Below are 18,418 nucleotides of genomic sequence, written 5' to 3' on the forward strand. Positions count from 1 at the left end.
GAACATCCGGCGTTCCCTCATTTTCTACAGGGCGATTGGCATTGATGTCAAGAGACATCGTGGGGATTTTTACATAACCCCCCATACGCACCAACTTAAGCAAGGCAGAGGCAAAAAGAGGCTCCATCTGCGATGATGTCAGAAAGAGAAACCTGATATCGAGAGCAGAGGGAGCACAGACATGGCAAATGTAGCACACGTCGAGCAGTCTTTGAAGCACATCCTGGAAGAACGAGCGAATGTCCTGGCCCGCGAAACGGGCTGTATTGAACGGCAGAGAAAATTCAGTGGAGCCGACCTGCTGCAAACGCTGGTTTTTGGCTGGCTGAGCCATCCGGATGCCAGTCTGGAGCGGCTCGCATCCATGGCGACCATCCGCAAGGTGGAAGTGACAGATACCGCGCTGCACAAACGCTTCACGGAGCCCTGTGCCCACTTCTTGCATGCGGTGTTTGAGGAGATGGCCAGTGTGGTCGTTGAAGCCAGCCAGGATGTCCCGTTGGAGCTCCTGTGTCGCTTTCAGTCAGTCGTGCTGGAGGATAGTAGCAGTATCGCCCTCCCAGAGGAATTGGCAGAGCAGTGGCAGGGATGCGGGGGATCTCCTGGAAAGGGGCAAGCTGCGGTGAAATTGCATGTTCGTTGGGAACTCAAACGGGGACAGGTGCAAGGCCCAAGGCTCACGCACGGACGGATCATTGATCGATCCAGTCCGTTCAAAGATGATGGCTTGCCGGTGGGAAGTCTGTATATCGCCGATCTGGGGTATCTGGATTGGGGAGCGATTGCTGCTCGACGAGCGGCTGGCAGTTACACGCTCACTCGTGCCCAGGCCAGAACCAACTACTGGACGCCGGAAGGCAAACCGCTGGAACTGGATGCGCTGCTCCCACAGCAGGTCGGACAGACCCACGAACGCTGGGTTCGTGTGGGCAAAGAGCATCGGCATCTGATGCGTCTGCTCATCTTGCGAGTTCCCCAAGACGGAGCTTCGCGACGACGCGCCAACTTGGAGGCTGATGCCAAGCGACGCGCTCAACCCGTGCGGGAGCAAGCCTGGAAACTGGCCGACTGGACCATCTTGCTCACCGATGTCCCTGCGAATCTTCTGAACTTGCAGGAGGCTCTCGTCCTGGTGCGGGAACGATGGCAAATGGAAATGCTTTACAAGTTATGGAAGCAATACGGGCGGATTGATGAATGGCGCACCACGAATCCCTGGCGCGTGCTCTGTGAACTGTATGCCAAGCTCATTGGACTGCTCCTGCAACACTGGCTCATTCTCCTGTTCGCCTGGCAAGATGAGCAGCGCAGAATGCCGCAAACTGGCACAGGTGGTCCGCGATACCGCCAGTTCGCTGCTGGAAGCTTTTGCAGGGGAGCGCTCGTTTCTCTCTGCCCTACAAGCCATCCAACGTCGCATGCGTTTAGGGTGCCAAATGAACAAGCGCAAAAAGCATCCCAATTCCGCCCAACTCCTCCAGCGGAGATCGACCAACTGGGCTTTGAGTCCTTAAGTTGGTGCGTATGGGGGGTTATGTAAAAATCCCCAAACATGGCGAAAGGCGCGAATCAAGGCGCTCGACAGTTGTACATGCGCAGTGGGACAAATAGAAAATGCTCACTCATGCTGAAAAAAACGGGCAGAAGGCGTGACCTCATGAGGCTGATCCGCTCGAACCCTCCATCTGCGTTCCCACGTGGATGGAGAAACCAACGAGCAAAAGCGGCATGCTGACCGCCCGAAGACATCATGCGTCGCAGCCGCACTGCCCGACAGAGAACCTTAGGAAATGCGCCTCGTCCTCTTGCTCTGTGGGAGTTCTCGATGAATTTACAACTTCTGCACACAACCATCCGCATCTGGAGCGGTTTTTCCGCTCGTCAATGGTTGAGCTGCTCACGTTTCGGAGCAAGTGCTCACCCTTGAGGTCAAAAAGTGCTCACTTTTCGGCTCATGGCCAGGTTTGGTGAATCATGAGGTTATCGGAAGAAAGGCCTCTGCTCTCTGCAGCGTAAACTAATGAGTTTTAGTCTCTTTTATTGAAGGGCTTTCACCAAAGTTGGCCATGAGCCACTTTTCGGGGCATTTACCACGTAGTAGAGGCAAGGGATGCCTTGCAGTGTGAATAGGCAGCCGAGGCCGAGGGAGATCTGATCTGAGAAGGCTGCTTGCGGATTCTCCCCCAGATAGCCGAAGCGTTGGTATTGATCGTGGTTATCGAGGAAGGTCACGAAGAAATTGCTGGCGTCCCCATGAGTGCTGAGAATGCCCTCCTCCGCCTGTTTGCGGTGCGTGAAGACATTGGCCAGCTCGGAAGGAGACTTGCTCCCCTTGGCGAACCAGGGCAATATGGAGAATAGCGGGAAGTCGAGAGCAGCATCGACGCCTACGGGGGTGTCCCCTTCCATGGCATTGCGACCGATAAAACGGGCTATCTGCTCTTCGTTGGAGTATACCTCACCGTACGTGAAAAAGTTTTTCTTCCCAAGCAGCATGCCCCGGCGCGGGGCACCACCAGGGATGAAAGAGGATATACTGGAGAGAGATCGCGGCCAGAGTGAGAACGGACTCCAAATTATGAACGTAAGCGTGAGCCCGAAGCTGTCTCCAGGTACCTGTTTGCACCGCCAGTTGTCGCTCTTTTCTAGAAGCACGAAGAGGAACAGAGCATTCGTGCCCGCTATGGGCAAGCAGTGCGCGAGGCCGCTGATCGCCATTTTCACGACCTGGTGCCTGTGCGTGATGAGGAGCGGGACGCCTTGTATACCCACCTGCTCAGAAGCGTCTATGCCACCGTCGCGGTGTCCTGGTATGCTCCCGAGCAGGTGAAAGCCATTGCCTATATTGCCGAAATTCAGGGACATCGCTTGGTGACCACGGCAGAGCGTCACCCGGGAGCGGGGAAGGTGGGTGAGGAGGATGTGGAACAGCAGCAACGTAATTATGCTTCCGCCCTGCACTACTTTGATTATGTGGTCGTTGCTTCTGATGGGACCATTGATCGACGTCAGGGGCGAAAGTTAGGGGAGCCTGGCGTCGAGGTGCTTGAGATCTTTCAACCAAAGGAGAAGGGCGTGAGGAAAGAACCGAAGCTGGAGGGACGGCCCCTCAAGAAGAAGAAAGGCAAAAGGAAAGAGGGGGCTACCTTTTCTTTGATCCGCTTGGCGATCCCCACGCGCGATCGCTTTGACGACCTCTCCGAGAGGATGGTTCCATATCCTCAAGATCAGGATGAAGTGGTACGCAACCTGATGGATGGCTATGAAGCGGCTACTAAAGCGGCGACCCCACTGCCTCAGCCAACGGAACCTCTTGCCTGGACGATTGATGCTCTCGATGTTTCTGCTCAGCAGTTGCAAGAGATCCGTACCTATCTGCTCAGCCAACAGGTGACCGATCTGCGAGCCTTGGTAACCTCCTGGCTTCTGCATGAAGCGGAGAAGATGAAGCAGGAGGGGCCACACTTTGCCGCCATGCCCACATCTCAGCTTTCGCGCTATCGGCAGGAAGGGGCGACCAAGGAACGTCTGCGCCGCGCGATCTATGCGATCATGCAGTGGAATCGTGCCAATGAACCCAGACGACGGTGGTTTCTCAATGTCAGTTTATTGAAAGCTCTGGCTGGTGGTCGCAAGGATCTCATCGGTGCTGTGTTGAAGGAGCATCAGGCTGAAGTCGATCAGCATCATCAAGAGTTCAATATTCCGCGCGGGTATAACAAACATACTGAGCTGGTGCAGGAGGATATTCAGTTGCCTGAGGAGCCTGATGCCTATCCCTGGAATCGATCCAGATAGCTGATACCAATTCGCCATCTGTCGTAGAAAGAATGGGTCTCCCTCGTTTTTATCTCATCGGCTCGCCCTGTTTTTCCGCAGGCTCCGACCGATGGTGCGACGCATCACGCGAGCATGCGGCTCGCCGTGCTCCCACAGTTCGAGTCGTGTGAGCACGGGCACGACTCGAACTGTGGGAGCACGGCGTTTAACGGGCGGCGGTTCGTCAGTCGTCGAGGACCGCAAGGAGCACCTGGCGCAGGCGTGCAGGATCGGTAATCGTGGTGATCGCGATGATCTTGCCTCCCCTGATCGAGACATCAAAGACGCCGATCAGCCGCCCGTACGGGGCCACCACGACTCCCACGGAGCCATTCACCAGCGCAGTCTGTGTTGCCTGGGCACGTCCCACAAACTGGTTCGCCACAGCCGCTGCACCATGAAGCTCTCCTGCTCCGCCCGCAGGCACGGACATGGGATCGCGCCGGAGCACCACCTCTGGATCGAGCACGGCGAGCAGCGCGTCAAAGTTCCCGACACGCGCGGCGATGAGGAAGGCTTCCACCACTTCTCGGCTGGCGGACAGGTCCGCATCCTGAATATGGGCTCTTCCCCGCACCCGGCGGCGGGCGCGGCTGGCGAGCTGCCTGGCTGCGCCCTCTGAGCGCTCCACGAGAGGCGCGATCTCGTCGAAGGGCACGGCGAAGATGTCGTGCAGCACATAGGCGAGGCGCTCGGCAGGAGTCAGCTGATCGAGCACCACCAGCAGCGCTAGACCCACCGCATCGACCAGTTCGGCTTCTTCCTCGGGGTCGCTTCTGCCAGGCTCTCTCGTGATGGACCCAGCAAAGGACGCTTCCAGGGACTCTTCTCCCCGCGATTTCCGCGCGCGCAGCATATCCAGGCAGATCCGCGTGACCGCCCTGCTCAGCCATGCGCCCGGGTTTGAGACGGTGCTTGGGTCCGTGCGGACCAGACGCAGCCAGGACTCCTGAACGGCATCCTGCGCCTCGGGAAGGGAACCCAGCATCCGATAGGCCATCGCCTGCAGTTGGGGACGTTCTGCCTCGAAGCGCTTCACCAGCCAGTCTTGTTCATCCATTCCTTCTCTTCCTTCTTTCTCCATTCGTCATACCACCGACGAAGGAAACCGGGCTGATGTGACAGGCTGCCAGCCCGTCTTGGCGCGGAGCTCGCAAGAGAGCAGGATGTTTCCTTCCAATCGCACACGAGTTTGCCCGAAGCAGCATGCCCCGTGCCGGGACACCACCAGGGATGAAAGAGGATATACTGGAGAGATCGCGGCCAGGTGAGAACGGACGCCCAGTTATGAACATGAGCGTGAGCCCGAAGCTGTCTCCAGGTACCCGTTTGCACCGCCAGTTGTCGCTCTTTTCCAGAAGCACGTAGAGGAATCTAACCTCACAGGCCGGGTACTTCCTGGTCGCTGATCGCTAACCATTGACCACAGCGTATCAGAAGGAGGAACCCTGATGGAAGTCCTGTATCGAAGCTGTTGCGGGATTGATGTCCACAAACAATTTCTGGTGGCATGTTTGCTCGCTGTCGATGAGAAAGGACAGCAACACAAAGAGCTGCGGCGCTTTTCGACGATGACGAGTGAATTACTCTCGTGCGTTGACTGGCTGAAAACAGCGCGGTGCCAGGCCATCGCGATGGAGTCAACCGGGGTGTATTGGAAGTCCCCTTTCAACCTCATGGAAGGGCACTTTGAGCAGGTCATGATTGTCAATGCCGAACATCTCAAACGCGTTCCAGGTCGCAAAACCGATAAAAAGGATGCGGAGTGGATCGCCGAACTCTTGCAGTTTGGGCTCCTCAAACCCAGCTTTATCCCGTCACCCCAACAACGAGAGCTTCGTGATCTGACCCGTCTGCGCACAACTCTGATCGCCGAGCGAACCCGGCTGGTGAATCGGCTCCACAAAACGCTGGAAGATACCAATCTGAAGCTCTCGTCCGTGTTGACGGATATCATGGGGAAATCAGGACAGCAGATTCTCTCGGCTCTCCTTCGCGGAGAGGAAGATCCAGCCGTGTTAGCAGATCTGGCTCTGGGACGTGCGATGAGCAAACGTGACGCGCTGGCACAAGCGCTGCGTGGACGCCTGAGGGACCATCACCGCCTCCTCTTGCAGGAACTGCTCTCCCTGATCGAGCGACATGATCGGGGAATTTCGCGCCTGGACAGGGAGATTGAGGAGCGCTTGCGCCCTCAGGAGGCGTTGATTCAGCGGCTCGATGCTATTCCTGGATGTAGCCGTCGAATCATCGAAGTTCTCCTGGCTGAGATAGGCTCGGATGTGTCTCCTTTTCCGGATGCCGCTCACCTCGCCTCCTGGGTGGGCATTTGTCCTGGCAATAACGAGAGTGGAGGCAAACGCAAAAGTGGACGCATTCGCAAAGGCAATCGCTGGATTAAAGCGATGCTGGTTCAAGCCGCCAATGCCGCCGCTCGAACCAAGCACAGCTATCTCTCGGCACAGTATCATCAGATTGCTGCTCGTCGTGGCAACAAACGTGCTGTCGTGGCGGTGGCTCACAGCATTCTGGTGATCTACTATCACATGCTCACGACTGGTGAGCCCTATCAGGAAAGAGGAGCAAACTACTTTTCGGAATTAGATCGCAAGCATGCTGAGCGACGGGCAACCAGGCAGCTTGAACGGTTGGGATATCAGGTGACGCTGACCCCTACTCAGATCGCTTAATCCTGCTTCCAGCATACGAGCTTGCGGATGAGGTTCTCTTGGGTCACTTGACCCACAGGGGGGTGTTTTTGTCTCTTTCTCCAGCTCTTTCAGAGGAAGAGGAGCAAACTACTTTTCGGAATTAGATCGCAAGCATGCTGAGCGACGGGCAACCAGGCAGCTTGAACGGTTGGGATATCAGGTGACGCTGACCCCTACTCAGATCGCTTAATCCTGCTTCCAGCATACGAGCTTGCGGATGAGGTTCTCTTGGGTCACTTGACCCACAGGGGGGTGTTTTTGTCTCTTTCTCCAGCTCTTTCAGAGGAATCAGGGAAGAAACCGGTCACAATCTTTGCGTGTCATACGTCGGGAGGATGACGAGGGAAACCCAGCCAAGGTGAGAGGGAGTCCCACTCCTCTTGACCGCGCTGACTGGGCAATCTCATCACCATCAAGATGCACCTTGGGGGTTGTGTGCACCGCCAGCGGAAAAGCACCACTTTCCCTCGTGGAAAAGTGAAAGGACCTGTTCCCATGAAAGTAGCGATTTCCCATACCAAAGTCAAGCCTGACAAGCGCGCCGAAATCGATGCGGCGGGCTGTAGGATCTCATAATTAGTGTCTTTGCCTCAGCTCGCCTCATATGAAAAATCCCACAAATCCTGTCTTTGCTTCCCACAACATGTGTCATTTTCCTACAGAATTCCCACAAAACATGTCTTTACCCTCCAGCGTGTTCCTGGCTTGGTGATGGCGGAGTCGGCTGATAGGCTTCTTTGCGCGCGATAAGTGCGATGGGAGATGGGTCCAAAGACAGGAATTGTGGGAAGAAAGACACGATTGGTGGGATCCTACTTGGCGTCTGTGCAGGAGAGGAGTTTTGTGGGGAATCCCAGAAATAGTGTCCTTGAGGTTCCTGGACTGCGCTCTCTGCTGGGTCATCAGCTGCCAGTTTATCCTATAGTCATTAGGCATATTGAGGTGTTATGGGGAAGAGGAGGAGGCGGTATTGCAGGCGTCGAGGTGTTCTTGGATGCGGTGCTCAAGGGTTTGCAACGAATAGGTTGGTTGATACTGCTGGTAGGCGTGGGAGACGATGGCGAGGGCGTCTTTGGCGAGGTCGCCAAGGAGGAAGTGGTGGGGGAAGTTGTCAAAGGCATGCTTTTTTTTTGTTTTCCGAGACCAACATGCGAGGACATCGAGAAAGGCGAGGAAATGGTCGGGCCAGGCGCTAAAGATCCAGTGCGTGATGGCGACTTGGAGTGGGGGGACCGCGTCTGGATAGGGACGTTGGAACAGCTGGTTGGTGTGAAGGAAGGCGGTGAACGCGTTGGGCAGCAACGATTGAACGTCAGCGGGTTGGAGACGATGGAGGCTGATACAAAAGGCGCGCAGAAGCGCAATATACTGCTGCGGTGGTAAGAGGGTGCGTGGATCATTGAGCTCCAAAGGAATAGATGGATGGTCAAGAGGAGGAAGAACGCCAAGAGCACGGAGGGTCAACTGATCCCCAGAGACCAACCCCATGGCTTCTGGTGCGATGCGCAGCGTTACTGTGGAAGCATAGGAGTGTCGGCAATAGGGACAGGAGGTTGGATCAAGCCGTTGTGAGGGAATGCGCCTGGAGCAGTGTGGGCAATGTCGCAGGAGCAGCAGCCTATGCTTGTGACAGGTCAGCAGGTATCTGGCTTTCCAGTACAGGCGGTCATAGGCGACCTCCTCCTGGAGGCAGAGAGGGCAGATTTGTGTGGTCTGGTTGGGAAGAAAAAAGGTGCGGTGAAGATCTCGTTGAAGCCGCGGTCGCTCAATAGGATCGTGGTGGAGGGCTATTTTCGGTTTGAGATACTCAGTGAGGCCGGAGCGCCAAGAAGGAACTTTGATGACGGGAAAGTATTCGAGGTGCTTAAATGGGGCCGAGAACCGATGTAAGGTCATCTGGTAGAGCGCTTCCTCACTGAGAAGAAGAAGATCTGAAAGGAACCGATAGTCAGCTCGCTCAGCGAGCAGAGACACCTGAGAAGAGGCAATGCGGAAATGACTCATCTCAGGTTGAATGACCTGATTCACGCGTTCGTAGTGCATCTGTTTGGCGGTACGGGTGAGGAAGGAATGCAGGTCTTCCCAGGGTTGTGGAGGAACGCGCACTGGCAGTGGTGCGATGCTGTGTGTGGTGGTGTGCATGTGAACGTGTCTCTCCTGTTTTTCTCGCGCACGTGTGAGCCTATGAGCGGACTGTCCGTGACAGGGTGTGCGCCATCTCGGCGTCGTGAGCGCAGATGGCGCGTTTGTGGCCGGAAAGCCTGGGCATTTAGGTAAAACGCTTGACCGAAAAAGGGTTCATTTTTTTCTCGCCCATCACGGTGCCAGCAATGCAGGCGTTATAAGCATGCTCTAATAAGATGCGATTGAGGGTGGAGCAGCCCTGGGAGATAGCGAGGTGCGCGGCATGGCGAACCAGATGCATAATCCAGCCGAGATATCCATTGGTGGCATAGTGAAAGCGATAGGCCATGTCCAGGCTTCCCAACCCTGAAGGATCAAGGGGGAGTTCGAGATCAATGCTTTCCATAAGCGTGCGGAATTCGGCGGTGGTTTTGGATTGGGAGCGGTCCCAGGGAAACGGGGTCATATAGCGAGGTGTCCCGACGCGTCGGCTGAGTTGTGGATTGGTCTGAAGGATAGGTTCTGCTTCCCCTTTTTGCCCGATAAGAATCATCGGGATGTTGCTCTGATTGATAATATCTTTGAGGAAATCCGTGACGGCGTTGAGGACGCGGAGGGTGTCTCGGTCGAGAATGTGCTGGAACTCATCGACGAAGATCATGCGTACCTGGCAGCTTTTGAGCAGCATGTGCAGGCGAGTGACCATATTCCATTGGGTGCCACGTCCCGGGTTGGGATCTCCCAGGGTGGAGAGAAACGCCGCAGCGGTGCCTTTAATACTGGCCTTAGCGGGAACGGAGACGTAGAGATAGGGGATGATACTCCCTTGCGGTGTTTCGCTGCGCGTATTGTTGTTGCGTGCTAACCATTCCTGGACCAGGGTGGTTTTGCCAGCTCCAGTCTCGCCAAGAATGGCCAAGCAGGGTGGATTATGTGTGGAGCTGCTTTGGGTGAAGCGATTGCAGTAGTCGAGTTCTGCAAGCAGGGCGGTAAATCCTTTATGCATGATGAGGATGTGATCAATGATGGCGTAACGTTCAGCATCACTGAGAGTTTGCCATGCGGGTGTGGGTGAAGGATCCTGTGTCATGGTTTCTTCGTCTCCTTGGCGCGGTTACGAGCGCCAGTGTGTGGAACGAACGGCAATTCCAAAGGATTGTTGCCGTTCAGTAATGGTGGTTGTGAGTTCTGTTATGGAAGTCAATGGGAGTTCACTTGTGTGTTCCTGCTGACCTGTGTGTAAGGGGGGGATATGTTCCTCTGGTTCCTGGGCGGTGGCCGATGATTGGCCCTGTCTCGCTCTCCTGTGTCTTGGGGCTGTGGTCGACTTGCGCGGTGGACGCTGTTTCTTGTCGAAAGGGGTACACTCTTCGAACGAAAGAGGCGGGAATGGCTCGAATGGGGTTTGTCCATTTTGGTCAGGCTGGAGGAAGACCTGCTCCTGTATGTCCCCGAGAGGGCAGAGAGATCGGCAACACCGGCGAGTGTTGTGGTGGTTGAGTGGTAATGTGGGTCCATTGCCTCGGCTTCAAGAGAAGATTCCAGCGGTGCATGTTCTTCTGTGACCTCTCTGTTTCCGTCTTGCGATGTGTCCACTGGAGTGTTGATGAACGTCTCGGCAGCCGCATGCGTTGATGCATTGATCCATGTCGTCACTTGTTCATTCCACCAGCGTGTCATGCTCTGGCGGGTGCGAAGCTTGCGTGTCAGACGTATCTCATCCGTAATACATTGCTGCAAGCGCGCTTTGGCGAGCACAAGAGCCTGCTGATTGACCTGGCGCTTGAGTTCCTCCTGAACATAGCGTTTGATGACACGATGTTTCCATAAGGAGAGCTGTTGGGTATAGTCTTTGTCCACGGCTTCCACTTCGAGGTAGCGGTTGGAAAAAGGATCAAGGACCCAGATGCGTGAGAGGTCTCCTGGATAGTATTTGATGTGGACGATGCCTTCTTTGATCTCGTCTTCCCGATGGCGAGCGATGGCGCTGTGCGTTGACCGATATGTTTTGGCACGTGCAAGCTTGCTGCGAAGTGCGGCCAGCTTGGGGTCCTGATAGCGTAGCTGTTCAAATTCGATGCCATAGTGATGAATGGTGCGTGTGGCGGTTCTGCTGACCAGGACCAGTAAGTCATTGCGGCTGGGGGGAAGACGTGGAACAAAGTGTTCTTCAAGCGCTTGCTCCCAGAGCCTGGCGGGTATTCCTTTCCCACGGGGATGGCCTCCCACCCCGCGGTGAACCTCTTGCGTATAGACATCGACAATCCAGAGATGAAGCAGTTCCCAGAGTTTGTCGAGCGTGATACAGGCATGGTGCTGAGATTGATAGTCACCGCGTTCGAGAAAGTGAGAGAAGGTGGTGCCAGGCGTGACGTGAATGAGATCGGTATTGAGCGTGCGAAACCACCGTTCAATACTGCCTTTAAACCAGGGTTTGCGTACTGGCATGTGTTGGAGTTCAATGCCCAACTGCAAGCACGCGAGCTCTAAATCTCGATCAAGTTCCATGCCATTATCGACGACGAGCACTTCTGGAATGCCAAAGGCCAGGTAGGCATGTTGGGTGTGAAACTGTGTTTGCACATGCTCTTTTGGCAAAAAGGCATAGAGCATGCACTCCATGGCCACACGATACGAGGGTGGGTCGAAACTGATAAAGACCCCAAGAGGGTAGCCGGTGTACTTATCGCGGATAGCTGCGATGGTTGGCCGTCCGATAGGGAGGCGATCATTGGGATCAACAACGAGAAGGTCGAGGCGCGCGAAGTCGAGTTCTGCTCGCTGATTGGGCCGGGTGTGGAGAGGACCGAGTTGGGTCTGATGGTGCTTGCGCTGGGCATGCGCTTTCCCCAATCGAGCCGTGTCAACGTCCAAGGCGTCAAGCCGCTGAATGTAGCGGTAGATCGTCATGTTGCCAGGAGCAAGAAGATGTTCTTCCGCAGGTCGTGTCGCATTCTCAAGAATGATGCGTTTCTTAAAGGCTGTGATCACATGCGTCACTGGAGCGCGAACGTTGGTCAGATATGTTTCTTTGATGGCTTCTTGCAAGAAATGTTCAAGAAGAGGACTGAAGCGGTGGTGGCGAGGACCACGTTGATGATAGGAAGGGACCAGGCTACGAATGTCTTCGTGACTCTCTTGGTAGCGACGAATCCAACGCGAAACCGTACGAGGGTGATGTCAAAGAAGGAGCAAGGTGAGGGGATGATGCAAGCATGGTTTGATGTTCCTCAGGCTCAAGTGGCTGAGGCGTGTGTGGAGCACTGGCCGGATTGAGAGACGAGAGGTATGTTTGAATACGTGCTTCGACCACCTCTTTGGTGCGCTGGCGAGATGATAACAGAAGGAGTGGACGAATCAATTGATAGCGATGTCGCGCGATCTCCTGGAGGTGTGGTGGCAAGTCAGCAAGTTCGGTAAAGGTCGAGCGAGTCTTGAGTGGTGTCGTTGCTTGCTCGTCCAGGTTGGGTCCTTCGCGAGCAAATTCCAGGGTGTTCTCTTGCCAATGGTGCCAGAGTTCGGCGAGACGCTGAGAAACGAGTGCGTTCGTTTCAAGATTGCGTGCAACGAGCATGCCACCGCTTAAGATCAGAACGACCTGGTAGCCTCGCCCTTGGAAGAGGTACCGGATGCCGGGTTCAAAGGTAACTGGTTGAGACATGGTGTTTGCTTTCTTGCACTAGCTGATGGTCTTATCGTTGGTCTCAGACAGAGACCAACTTCCTCGCCCTTGCTCTCTTGCCGGGAACGGTGCTCTGGATGGGGATAAAAGCTCATCTGTCATCGAGGAGGGGGAAGATGCTGGAGGCGATATGATGGAGCCCTCGTGTTCACAGACGAGATGCGCTGGCGAGGCATGAGAGTGGTGTCCTTTCCAGAGAAGAGAGGTCGAGGAGAACTCTAATGGTTGTGTTAAATCAGTGAGGAGCTCACCGTGATAGACAAGGTTCCAGAGAAATGATTTTGTCTGAAAAGGGCGAAGCAAGGAGGTGTGTTGAACCAAGTCCAGAGGCGAGAAGGGGCCTCCAATGGAGAGAATGGTCGTGAGTAAGTAGTCATAGATGGGTGGTGGAATCGGCGCAAACGAATGAACGGCAAGCATTTCGAGATTCGAGAGGAGGACCCGGGTGACAACTGAGCGTCTCCTCGGTGATAAGGGCAACGTCATGGTCGTGTTGCTGACCCCACAACTGTGCGGCTGTGAAAGCGGCGAGCTCAAGGTCAGTGATGCGCGGACGGCAGGTGACGAGCCGGGGGCGTTGATGTTTCCAGACGACGCGAAAGTCAGGAGTATACTGAGCAATCTGCTTGCCAGAACGATAGGAAATGGAAAAGGGATGTTCCTCGTAGTGAAGCACGAGTGGATCATACTCGAGAAGATAGATGTAGGCTCTCTGGAGCAGGCCGAGATAGTGAACCATGCGGCGTGTCGATTTCTTACTCGGAATGCTCCCTCGAATGGTGGTGTGGCTGTGACGTGAGCGTGTTGTTGACATGTGGCCCCCCTTCAACATGGTCATACCCCTCTAGGCACTCCTCAGACCAGGAGGATGTGCACTTATTCTTTGTTATATACACCATGATCTATCCTTAAAACAAGCTACTGGTACTTTTAGGTTTAACAGAGAAGAAGAAGAGAGTTTGATCATTTTCTAGTAGAAGCAGCGTACTTCTTGAGGAGAAGAGACGAATGGGACGAGTATCCAGTTACGCGACAAAAGGGACAAGGAATTCCTGCGGTCGGCGCTCTGATCGGTCCTCATCCGGATTTTTCCCTCTGCAAGAGAGATGGGAGGCTGCATGGGTCACTCGTGCCATTGCTTCTGTTCCTCTCGTGCGTGCCCGATCCAAAAGACGCGACCCGATACGGAAAGCACAGGAAAGCGGCTCTGTTTCACGAGCCGCGCTCACCAGCTTCACGAGCCATGTGGCTCGCGTCTTCTCGCAAGGCTTTTCACCGGAGATCGCCGAGAGGATCTGGCGAGTATGATCGGCAGCGGCTGCCTCACTCGCCAGACGCTCGACTCCTGGGTCGTTAGAAGGACCGATAGGAGCTGGTAGCCGTCAACTGTTCGGCGGTTGGCGGCTCAGCGATCCAGGTCTTGAAGTTCGCGACGAACGCCTGAAATTCTGGGAAGGCCACCAACGGATTGTCGACGCCGTCGTCAGTGACGCTGAGCGTGACAAAGGTCTCCCCGTCGGGGAGCGGGCAGACGGCATAGAGAAACCCCTGCGGACGTTCTCGTTCAAGCGCCTCGAGCACGCGCTTGCCCGCCGCATCGATTTCGGCGCGCTTGTCAGGCTTGACTTTGGTATGGGAAATCGCTACTTTCATGGGAACAGGTCCTTTCACTTTTCCACGAGGGAAAGTGGTGCTTTTTCCGCTGGCGGTGCACACAACCCCCAAGGTGTATCTTGATGGTGATGAGATTGCCCAGTCAGCGCGGTCAAGAGGAGTGGGACTCCCTCTCACCTTGGCTGGGTTTCCCTCGTCACCCTCCCGACGTATGACACGGAAAGAATGTGACCGGTTTTCTTCCCTGATTCGGGCAAACTCGTGTGCGATTGGAAGGAAACATCCTGCTCTCTTGCGAGCTCCGCGCCAAGACGGGCTGGCAGCCTGTCACATCAGCCCGGTTTCCTTCGTCGGTGGTATGACGAATGGAGAAAGAAGGAAGAGAAGGAATGGATGAACAAGACTGGCTGGTGAAGCGCTTCGAGGCAGAACGTCCCCAACTGCAGGCGATGGCCTATCGGATGCTGGGTTCCCTTCCCGAGGCGCAGGATGCCGTTCAGGAGTCCTGGCTGCGTCTGGTCCGCACGGACCAAGCACCGTCTCAAACCCGGGCGCATGGCTGAGCAGGGCGGTCACGCGGATCTGCCTGGATATGCTGCGCGCGCGGAAATCGCGGGAGAAGAGTCCCTGGAAGCGTCCTTTGCTGGGTCCATCACGAGAGAGCCTGGCAGAAGCGACCCCGAGGAAGAAGCCGAACTGGTCGATGCGGTGGGTCTGGCGCTGCTGGTGGTGCTCGATCAGCTGACTCCTGCCGAGCGCCTCGCCTATGTGCTGCACGACATCTTCGCCCTGCCCTTCGACGAGATCGCGCCTCTCGTGGAGCGTGAAGTCGCCGCAGCCAGACAGCTTGCCAGCCGCGCCGCCGCCGGGTGCGGGGAAGAGCACCTATTCAGGATGCGGACCTGTCCGCCAGCCGAGAAGTGGTGGAAGCCTTCCTCACCGCCGCGCGTGTCGGGAACTTTGACGCGCTGCTCGCCGTGCTCGATCCAGATGTGGTACTCCGACGCGATCCCATGTCCGTGCCTGCGGCGTAGCAGGAGAGATTCATGGTGCAGCGGCTGTGGCCAAACAGTTTGTGGGACGAGCCCAGGCAACACAGACAGTGCTGGTGAATGGCTCTGTGGGAGTCGTGGTGGCCCCGTACGGGCGGCTGATCGGTGTCTTTGATCTCTCGATCAGAGGAGGGAAGATCACCGCGATCACCACGATTATCGATCCTGCACGCCTGCGCCAGGTGCACCTTGCGGTCCTCGACGACTGACGAACCGCCGCCCCTGTGGGGTGTTATTGCGAGAACGGTTATTTGAGCATGAGGAGCATATTTTACGGTGGGCAAGTAGTCCAAAGGTGATTGCCGATATCACGAGCATGTGGGGACAGGGGGATAACGGTTGCTGAGTGCTCTGGTGCTTTTGGGGACAAGGCGCGGATCGGGGAAAGAGCAAAAGGGATGCTCGACATGATCAGTTGTATGATGATCAGCCGTAGATGGTGCGAGGCTGGCGAGAGAAGAGGAGTAATCCGCTTCTCTCGCTGCCCGTGTATTTTTGAGGGTCTATATAACTGTCCCTTGAAGAATGGCGCCTGCTTCTTTGACGCCAGGGGCAGGCATTCGCGCAACGCGCGAATGCCTCTTTCTATCTTTTACTGTATCATGGAATAGCTTCATTTACAAGCCCTTGAATAGGGAAATAGATGGAAGAGATGTGTTTGTAGCGGAATGGAAGAGATGTCGAGGTGGAAGAGCATTGGCAATGGATCGCTTGCCATGAGCATGGAGTCGACATGATGCCATTGTGGAGCCGTGGTGGAAGGGAATGCGAGCGTCCATTCATGGTGGCGTGTCTTGATGTTCTCTTCGCGCCTCTCTTTGCCAACCGGTAGCCACTTTCTCTCACCATGTCGCGCGAGAAAGGGAGCCATCATCATAGCCAGGCTGGTAGCCAGTTGGCCGGGTGCGGCAAGTTTTTTTGCGTCAATGACCAGGACAAAAACACGGTCAAATCACACACTTACAGAATAGATGTGTGTATGCTTGCGAATGTACACCGTGTTCGTTCCCCATTATTTAAATTTAACTAGGAGGTACAACATGTCTAATGATAGGAGAGAATGAAGGCCCTACGAACAGCTGGCAAAAAAAAAAGCAGTTTTGTAGGCGGACCCCAAAAACACTGCTGACCCTTTATCGAGCCATCAAGGTCAGCCACTCCTTGGTCAGCAAGAAGCAAGCAGTCAATACTTAGGGCGCGTCGTTGTGGAGTTTGTGGGATGATGGCAGACAAGTGGATGATTCTTACAAGATCGTTTTTTCAGTCGATGCTATTGACGGAAATGCGGAGGCACTACTGCAACGCATTGCTCCCGCGCTCTTCAAGAGAGCTCAAAAAGGACCAATCTTCAAAACAGGCCAGAAGGAGTGAGTGTTCTGTGAAGCATATATAAAGGGAGAGATTGTTTGTCCTCTCCAGATTTGCCAGAACAAGTCCTCCTGCCGCACATAAGCTTGGCAAAATTGTTCAGCAACTGACAACCAGCATGCCTTTTTCTTCCCTTCGCGATGGAGAGGGCTTTGCTAAGCTCTCTTCCATGAAGAGAGTTGTTTTGTGAGAGGTGTCATATCCGAAACTTCTTTCCTGGCCAGCGTTGCTCAAGCCAGAGTAAAACAGTTATACTTTTTTACTGCTTTACTGTCAGCACAAAATATGATCAATTTCTGGCCAGAAGGGGCTACATCCGAATATGCCCTCTCACCGGCAATGATTTGAGTCATATCTTAGCCGCAAAAATCAGATGGAAGAGTGCCGAAAAACCTTGAAATGATACCGGAATGACTCATTGCCACGAATTGCTTCGCAAATCGGAATCACTGCCAAAGAGGGACTTCACACCCGATGAAGCATGTGCCCCTCAATAGCTGTACGCAAAAAAAACTTGCCGCACCCCAGTTGGCCTGGCTGTGACGATGGCTTGTGTTTTCTCCACAATCGCTGCACCCCCCTGGATAAGTTCGTGGAAAAGTGGGTTGCGTCGGGCCCTCTGGTTCAGGTATGCTTCGTAGGAACGAGCGTGCTTCCCTCTCTTGTGCCCGGCGTCGGCCCTCTATTTCTTGTGTGACTTTGTTGTGCTTTGCTTCTCAAAGGAGGGAACCATTATGCCTGCAACTCTCGAGGAGAAGGAGTCACGTCTGGCTCCACGCAGCCTTGTCGTGCGCCGCCGTCCGATGTCGTCACCAGGAAAAGCGCCAGCGGTCCAGACAGCGCGTGCATCTCAGTTCGCCAAACCACGGGTGCAGCGCCCTGTTCCCACCGAAGAGGTCCCGGAATTCTTGCGGGAGGCCTCGCCACAGCCAAAGATGTCCCGAGGAGGGAGCTGGCTCCTGCCTCTTGGGCTGGGGATGTTGTGTGCGCTGCTGCTCGCCCTCGCGGGTCTGTGGTGTCACCTGGAGTAGTACGTTCATGGACGATGTGCGCTATGGATATCCGCGAACGACGCACGTCGACCACATCGTCGGCCATGAACTGGATCCACGCGTGCCAACTCACTTTACGGCTCTGAACCTCAGAGGCCAGGTGGTCATCTTTGAGGTGCCCGGCGGTGATCCAGAACACGCCCGACTCCTACAAGGCCCTCATCTTGTTGGGACTGGCGCGGATCTGGCCCCGGTTCTGCTGACCTTCTCAGGCGATGCAAAGCATCCTGATCTGGTGGTGACGGTCAATGGGTTGCAGGTGCTGTTTCACAACACCGGAACGAGCTATGCGCCAATGCGGTAGAGAAACGAGGACAATCGGCACCACACCAGCAGGGTATTGCCCCTCACGGTCATCGTGGAGTTGGTGCCTTCGAAACGCACGTTTCCAGTTTCCTCTGTATCCCCATGCCTCAAGGCAGGGGTCTTACGCTCAGTCTCATTTCTTCTCGCGTAACACCTCCATTCCTCTTTTTCTGCGTTCCGTTCTTGCGGAGGAAGAGCATGTTCCTTTGTTCCTACTTGACAGTAACGAAGGAACATTTTATACTGAGGAGAGAAGAAGATGATGCCGTGATGGCGAAGAAGGAGGCGAAGCAGATGGCGGCGATCTTAGGCTGGGTGCAGCGGCGCTGGAACGAGGTGTTGGAGCCGTGGTGAGTCGTGCCACCGTGGAGCAGAGGTGCAGTTGCGTGAGGTGTGGGAGCGTGAACTAGACTGGTGGAAGACGCAGCGAGGATTGTCTGGTGACTCGTTGCGCAAACCGATCACGCAGGTGCGGCATTTGATCCGCCTGTTGCCGGTGACGGAGGACAATAGTTGGAGAATCCCCGGACGAATGAACGAGAGCATATTGGGCTGCGAGTGTTTAACCTGTCGGAGGGGGAATGGGTGCAGATGAATGCGCGCACCCAGAGTGACGCAGGGAACGTTGAAGCAGCAGGTCTTGCTCAAAGACCCGGACGCCCTGGTGGAGCGAGCCCTGTCGTTGTTGTT

13 protein-coding genes and 1 pseudogene are annotated in these 18,418 nt (G+C 55.2%); 6 read left to right on the forward strand and 8 right to left on the reverse strand.

Annotated elements, in window-relative coordinates; all coding sequences use genetic code 11:
* Positions 1–181 precede the first annotated feature (181 nt).
* Positions 182–1,540, forward strand: coding sequence for an IS4 family transposase (locus JMJ04_RS43800; protein WP_236039138.1), 1,359 nt, complete (start codon positions 182–184; stop codon positions 1,538–1,540).
* Positions 1,541–2,037: 497 nt separating this feature from the next.
* Here the strand turns inward: JMJ04_RS43800 and JMJ04_RS43805 are convergent, their stop codons facing one another.
* A complete protein-coding gene (locus tag JMJ04_RS43805; protein WP_201376664.1) occupies positions 2,038–2,496 on the reverse strand; it encodes an alpha-amylase family protein in 459 nt (152 codons plus the stop codon).
* Between the two features lie 198 nt (positions 2,497–2,694).
* Between JMJ04_RS43805 and JMJ04_RS43810 the strand changes: the two genes are divergently transcribed.
* On the forward strand, positions 2,695–3,798 hold the full coding sequence (locus tag JMJ04_RS43810; protein WP_201376665.1) for a protelomerase family protein: 1,104 nt from the start codon (positions 2,695–2,697) through the stop codon (positions 3,796–3,798).
* 205 nt (positions 3,799–4,003) lie between these two features.
* On the opposite strand, the gene JMJ04_RS43815 is transcribed toward JMJ04_RS43810, so the two are convergent.
* Entirely contained in the window at positions 4,004–4,879 is an 876-nt protein-coding gene (locus tag JMJ04_RS43815; protein ID WP_201376107.1) for a sigma-70 family RNA polymerase sigma factor, read from the reverse strand.
* A gap of 391 nt (positions 4,880–5,270) precedes the next feature.
* On the opposite strand from JMJ04_RS43815, the gene JMJ04_RS43820 reads away from it, so the two are divergent.
* A complete protein-coding gene (locus JMJ04_RS43820; RefSeq protein WP_201371172.1) occupies positions 5,271–6,509 on the forward strand; it encodes an IS110 family RNA-guided transposase in 1,239 nt (412 codons plus the stop codon).
* Between the two features lie 966 nt (positions 6,510–7,475).
* Here JMJ04_RS43820 and JMJ04_RS43825 read toward each other — a convergent pair.
* From JMJ04_RS43825 to JMJ04_RS43850, 6 genes are all read right to left on the reverse strand, one after another.
* Entirely contained in the window at positions 7,476–8,672 is a 1,197-nt protein-coding gene (locus JMJ04_RS43825) for a TniQ family protein (RefSeq protein WP_201376108.1), read from the reverse strand.
* Positions 8,673–8,799: 127 nt separating this feature from the next.
* Entirely contained in the window at positions 8,800–9,744 is a 945-nt protein-coding gene (locus JMJ04_RS43830; RefSeq protein WP_201374549.1) for a TniB family NTP-binding protein, read from the reverse strand.
* A 110-nt stretch (positions 9,745–9,854) separates the two neighbouring features.
* Positions 9,855–11,702, reverse strand: a complete 1,848-nt coding sequence (locus tag JMJ04_RS43835) for a Mu transposase C-terminal domain-containing protein (protein WP_201376666.1) — start codon at positions 11,700–11,702, stop codon at positions 9,855–9,857.
* Positions 11,703–11,769: 67 nt separating this feature from the next.
* The gene (locus JMJ04_RS43840) at positions 11,770–12,315 is read right to left on the reverse strand and encodes a hypothetical protein (RefSeq protein ID WP_201376667.1); all 546 of its coding nucleotides are present in this window, start codon (positions 12,313–12,315) and stop codon (positions 11,770–11,772) included.
* 394 nt (positions 12,316–12,709) lie between these two features.
* Positions 12,710–13,150, reverse strand: coding sequence for a hypothetical protein (locus JMJ04_RS43845; protein WP_201376668.1), 441 nt, complete (start codon positions 13,148–13,150; stop codon positions 12,710–12,712).
* Positions 13,151–13,689: 539 nt separating this feature from the next.
* A complete protein-coding gene (locus tag JMJ04_RS43850) occupies positions 13,690–13,989 on the reverse strand; it encodes a hypothetical protein (protein WP_201376111.1) in 300 nt (99 codons plus the stop codon).
* 350 nt (positions 13,990–14,339) lie between these two features.
* On the opposite strand from JMJ04_RS43850, the pseudogene JMJ04_RS49345 reads away from it, so the two are divergent.
* From JMJ04_RS49345 to JMJ04_RS47735, 3 genes and pseudogenes are all read left to right on the forward strand, one after another.
* Positions 14,340–15,211: pseudogene (locus JMJ04_RS49345) on the forward strand (sigma factor).
* 1,893 nt (positions 15,212–17,104) lie between these two features.
* The gene (locus JMJ04_RS47730) at positions 17,105–17,401 is read left to right on the forward strand and encodes a hypothetical protein (protein WP_236039142.1); all 297 of its coding nucleotides are present in this window, start codon (positions 17,105–17,107) and stop codon (positions 17,399–17,401) included.
* A 7-nt stretch (positions 17,402–17,408) separates the two neighbouring features.
* Positions 17,409–17,726: a hypothetical protein gene (locus JMJ04_RS47735; protein ID WP_236039143.1), complete on the forward strand. Its 318-nt coding sequence runs from the start codon at positions 17,409–17,411 to the stop codon at positions 17,724–17,726.
* Positions 17,727–18,418 lie beyond the last annotated feature (692 nt).

The sequence above is a fragment of the Ktedonobacter robiniae genome, from assembly GCF_016587375.1.
In the GTDB taxonomy this organism is placed as follows: domain Bacteria; phylum Chloroflexota; class Ktedonobacteria; order Ktedonobacterales; family Ktedonobacteraceae; genus Ktedonobacter; species Ktedonobacter robiniae.

Excerpts from the sequence above, each read along its gene's own strand:
- JMJ04_RS43850 (WP_201376111.1), bottom strand. The coding sequence starts at position 13,989 with ATGAAAGTAGCGATTTCCCATACCAAAGTCAAGCCTGACAAGCGCGCC.
- JMJ04_RS43845 (WP_201376668.1), bottom strand. The coding sequence starts at position 13,150 with ATGTCAACAACACGCTCACGTCACAGCCACACCACCATTCGAGGGAGC.
- JMJ04_RS43815 (WP_201376107.1), bottom strand. The coding sequence starts at position 4,879 with ATGGATGAACAAGACTGGCTGGTGAAGCGCTTCGAGGCAGAACGTCCC.
- JMJ04_RS43830 (WP_201374549.1), bottom strand. The coding sequence starts at position 9,744 with ATGACACAGGATCCTTCACCCACACCCGCATGGCAAACTCTCAGTGAT.
- JMJ04_RS43820 (WP_201371172.1), top strand. The coding sequence starts at position 5,271 with ATGGAAGTCCTGTATCGAAGCTGTTGCGGGATTGATGTCCACAAACAA.
- JMJ04_RS47735 (WP_236039143.1), top strand. The coding sequence starts at position 17,409 with ATGGACGATGTGCGCTATGGATATCCGCGAACGACGCACGTCGACCAC.
- JMJ04_RS43805 (WP_201376664.1), bottom strand. The coding sequence starts at position 2,496 with ATGCTGCTTGGGAAGAAAAACTTTTTCACGTACGGTGAGGTATACTCC.
- JMJ04_RS43825 (WP_201376108.1), bottom strand. The coding sequence starts at position 8,672 with ATGCACACCACCACACACAGCATCGCACCACTGCCAGTGCGCGTTCCT.
- JMJ04_RS43840 (WP_201376667.1), bottom strand. The coding sequence starts at position 12,315 with ATGTCTCAACCAGTTACCTTTGAACCCGGCATCCGGTACCTCTTCCAA.
- JMJ04_RS47730 (WP_236039142.1), top strand. The coding sequence starts at position 17,105 with ATGCCTGCAACTCTCGAGGAGAAGGAGTCACGTCTGGCTCCACGCAGC.
- JMJ04_RS43800 (WP_236039138.1), top strand. The coding sequence starts at position 182 with ATGGCAAATGTAGCACACGTCGAGCAGTCTTTGAAGCACATCCTGGAA.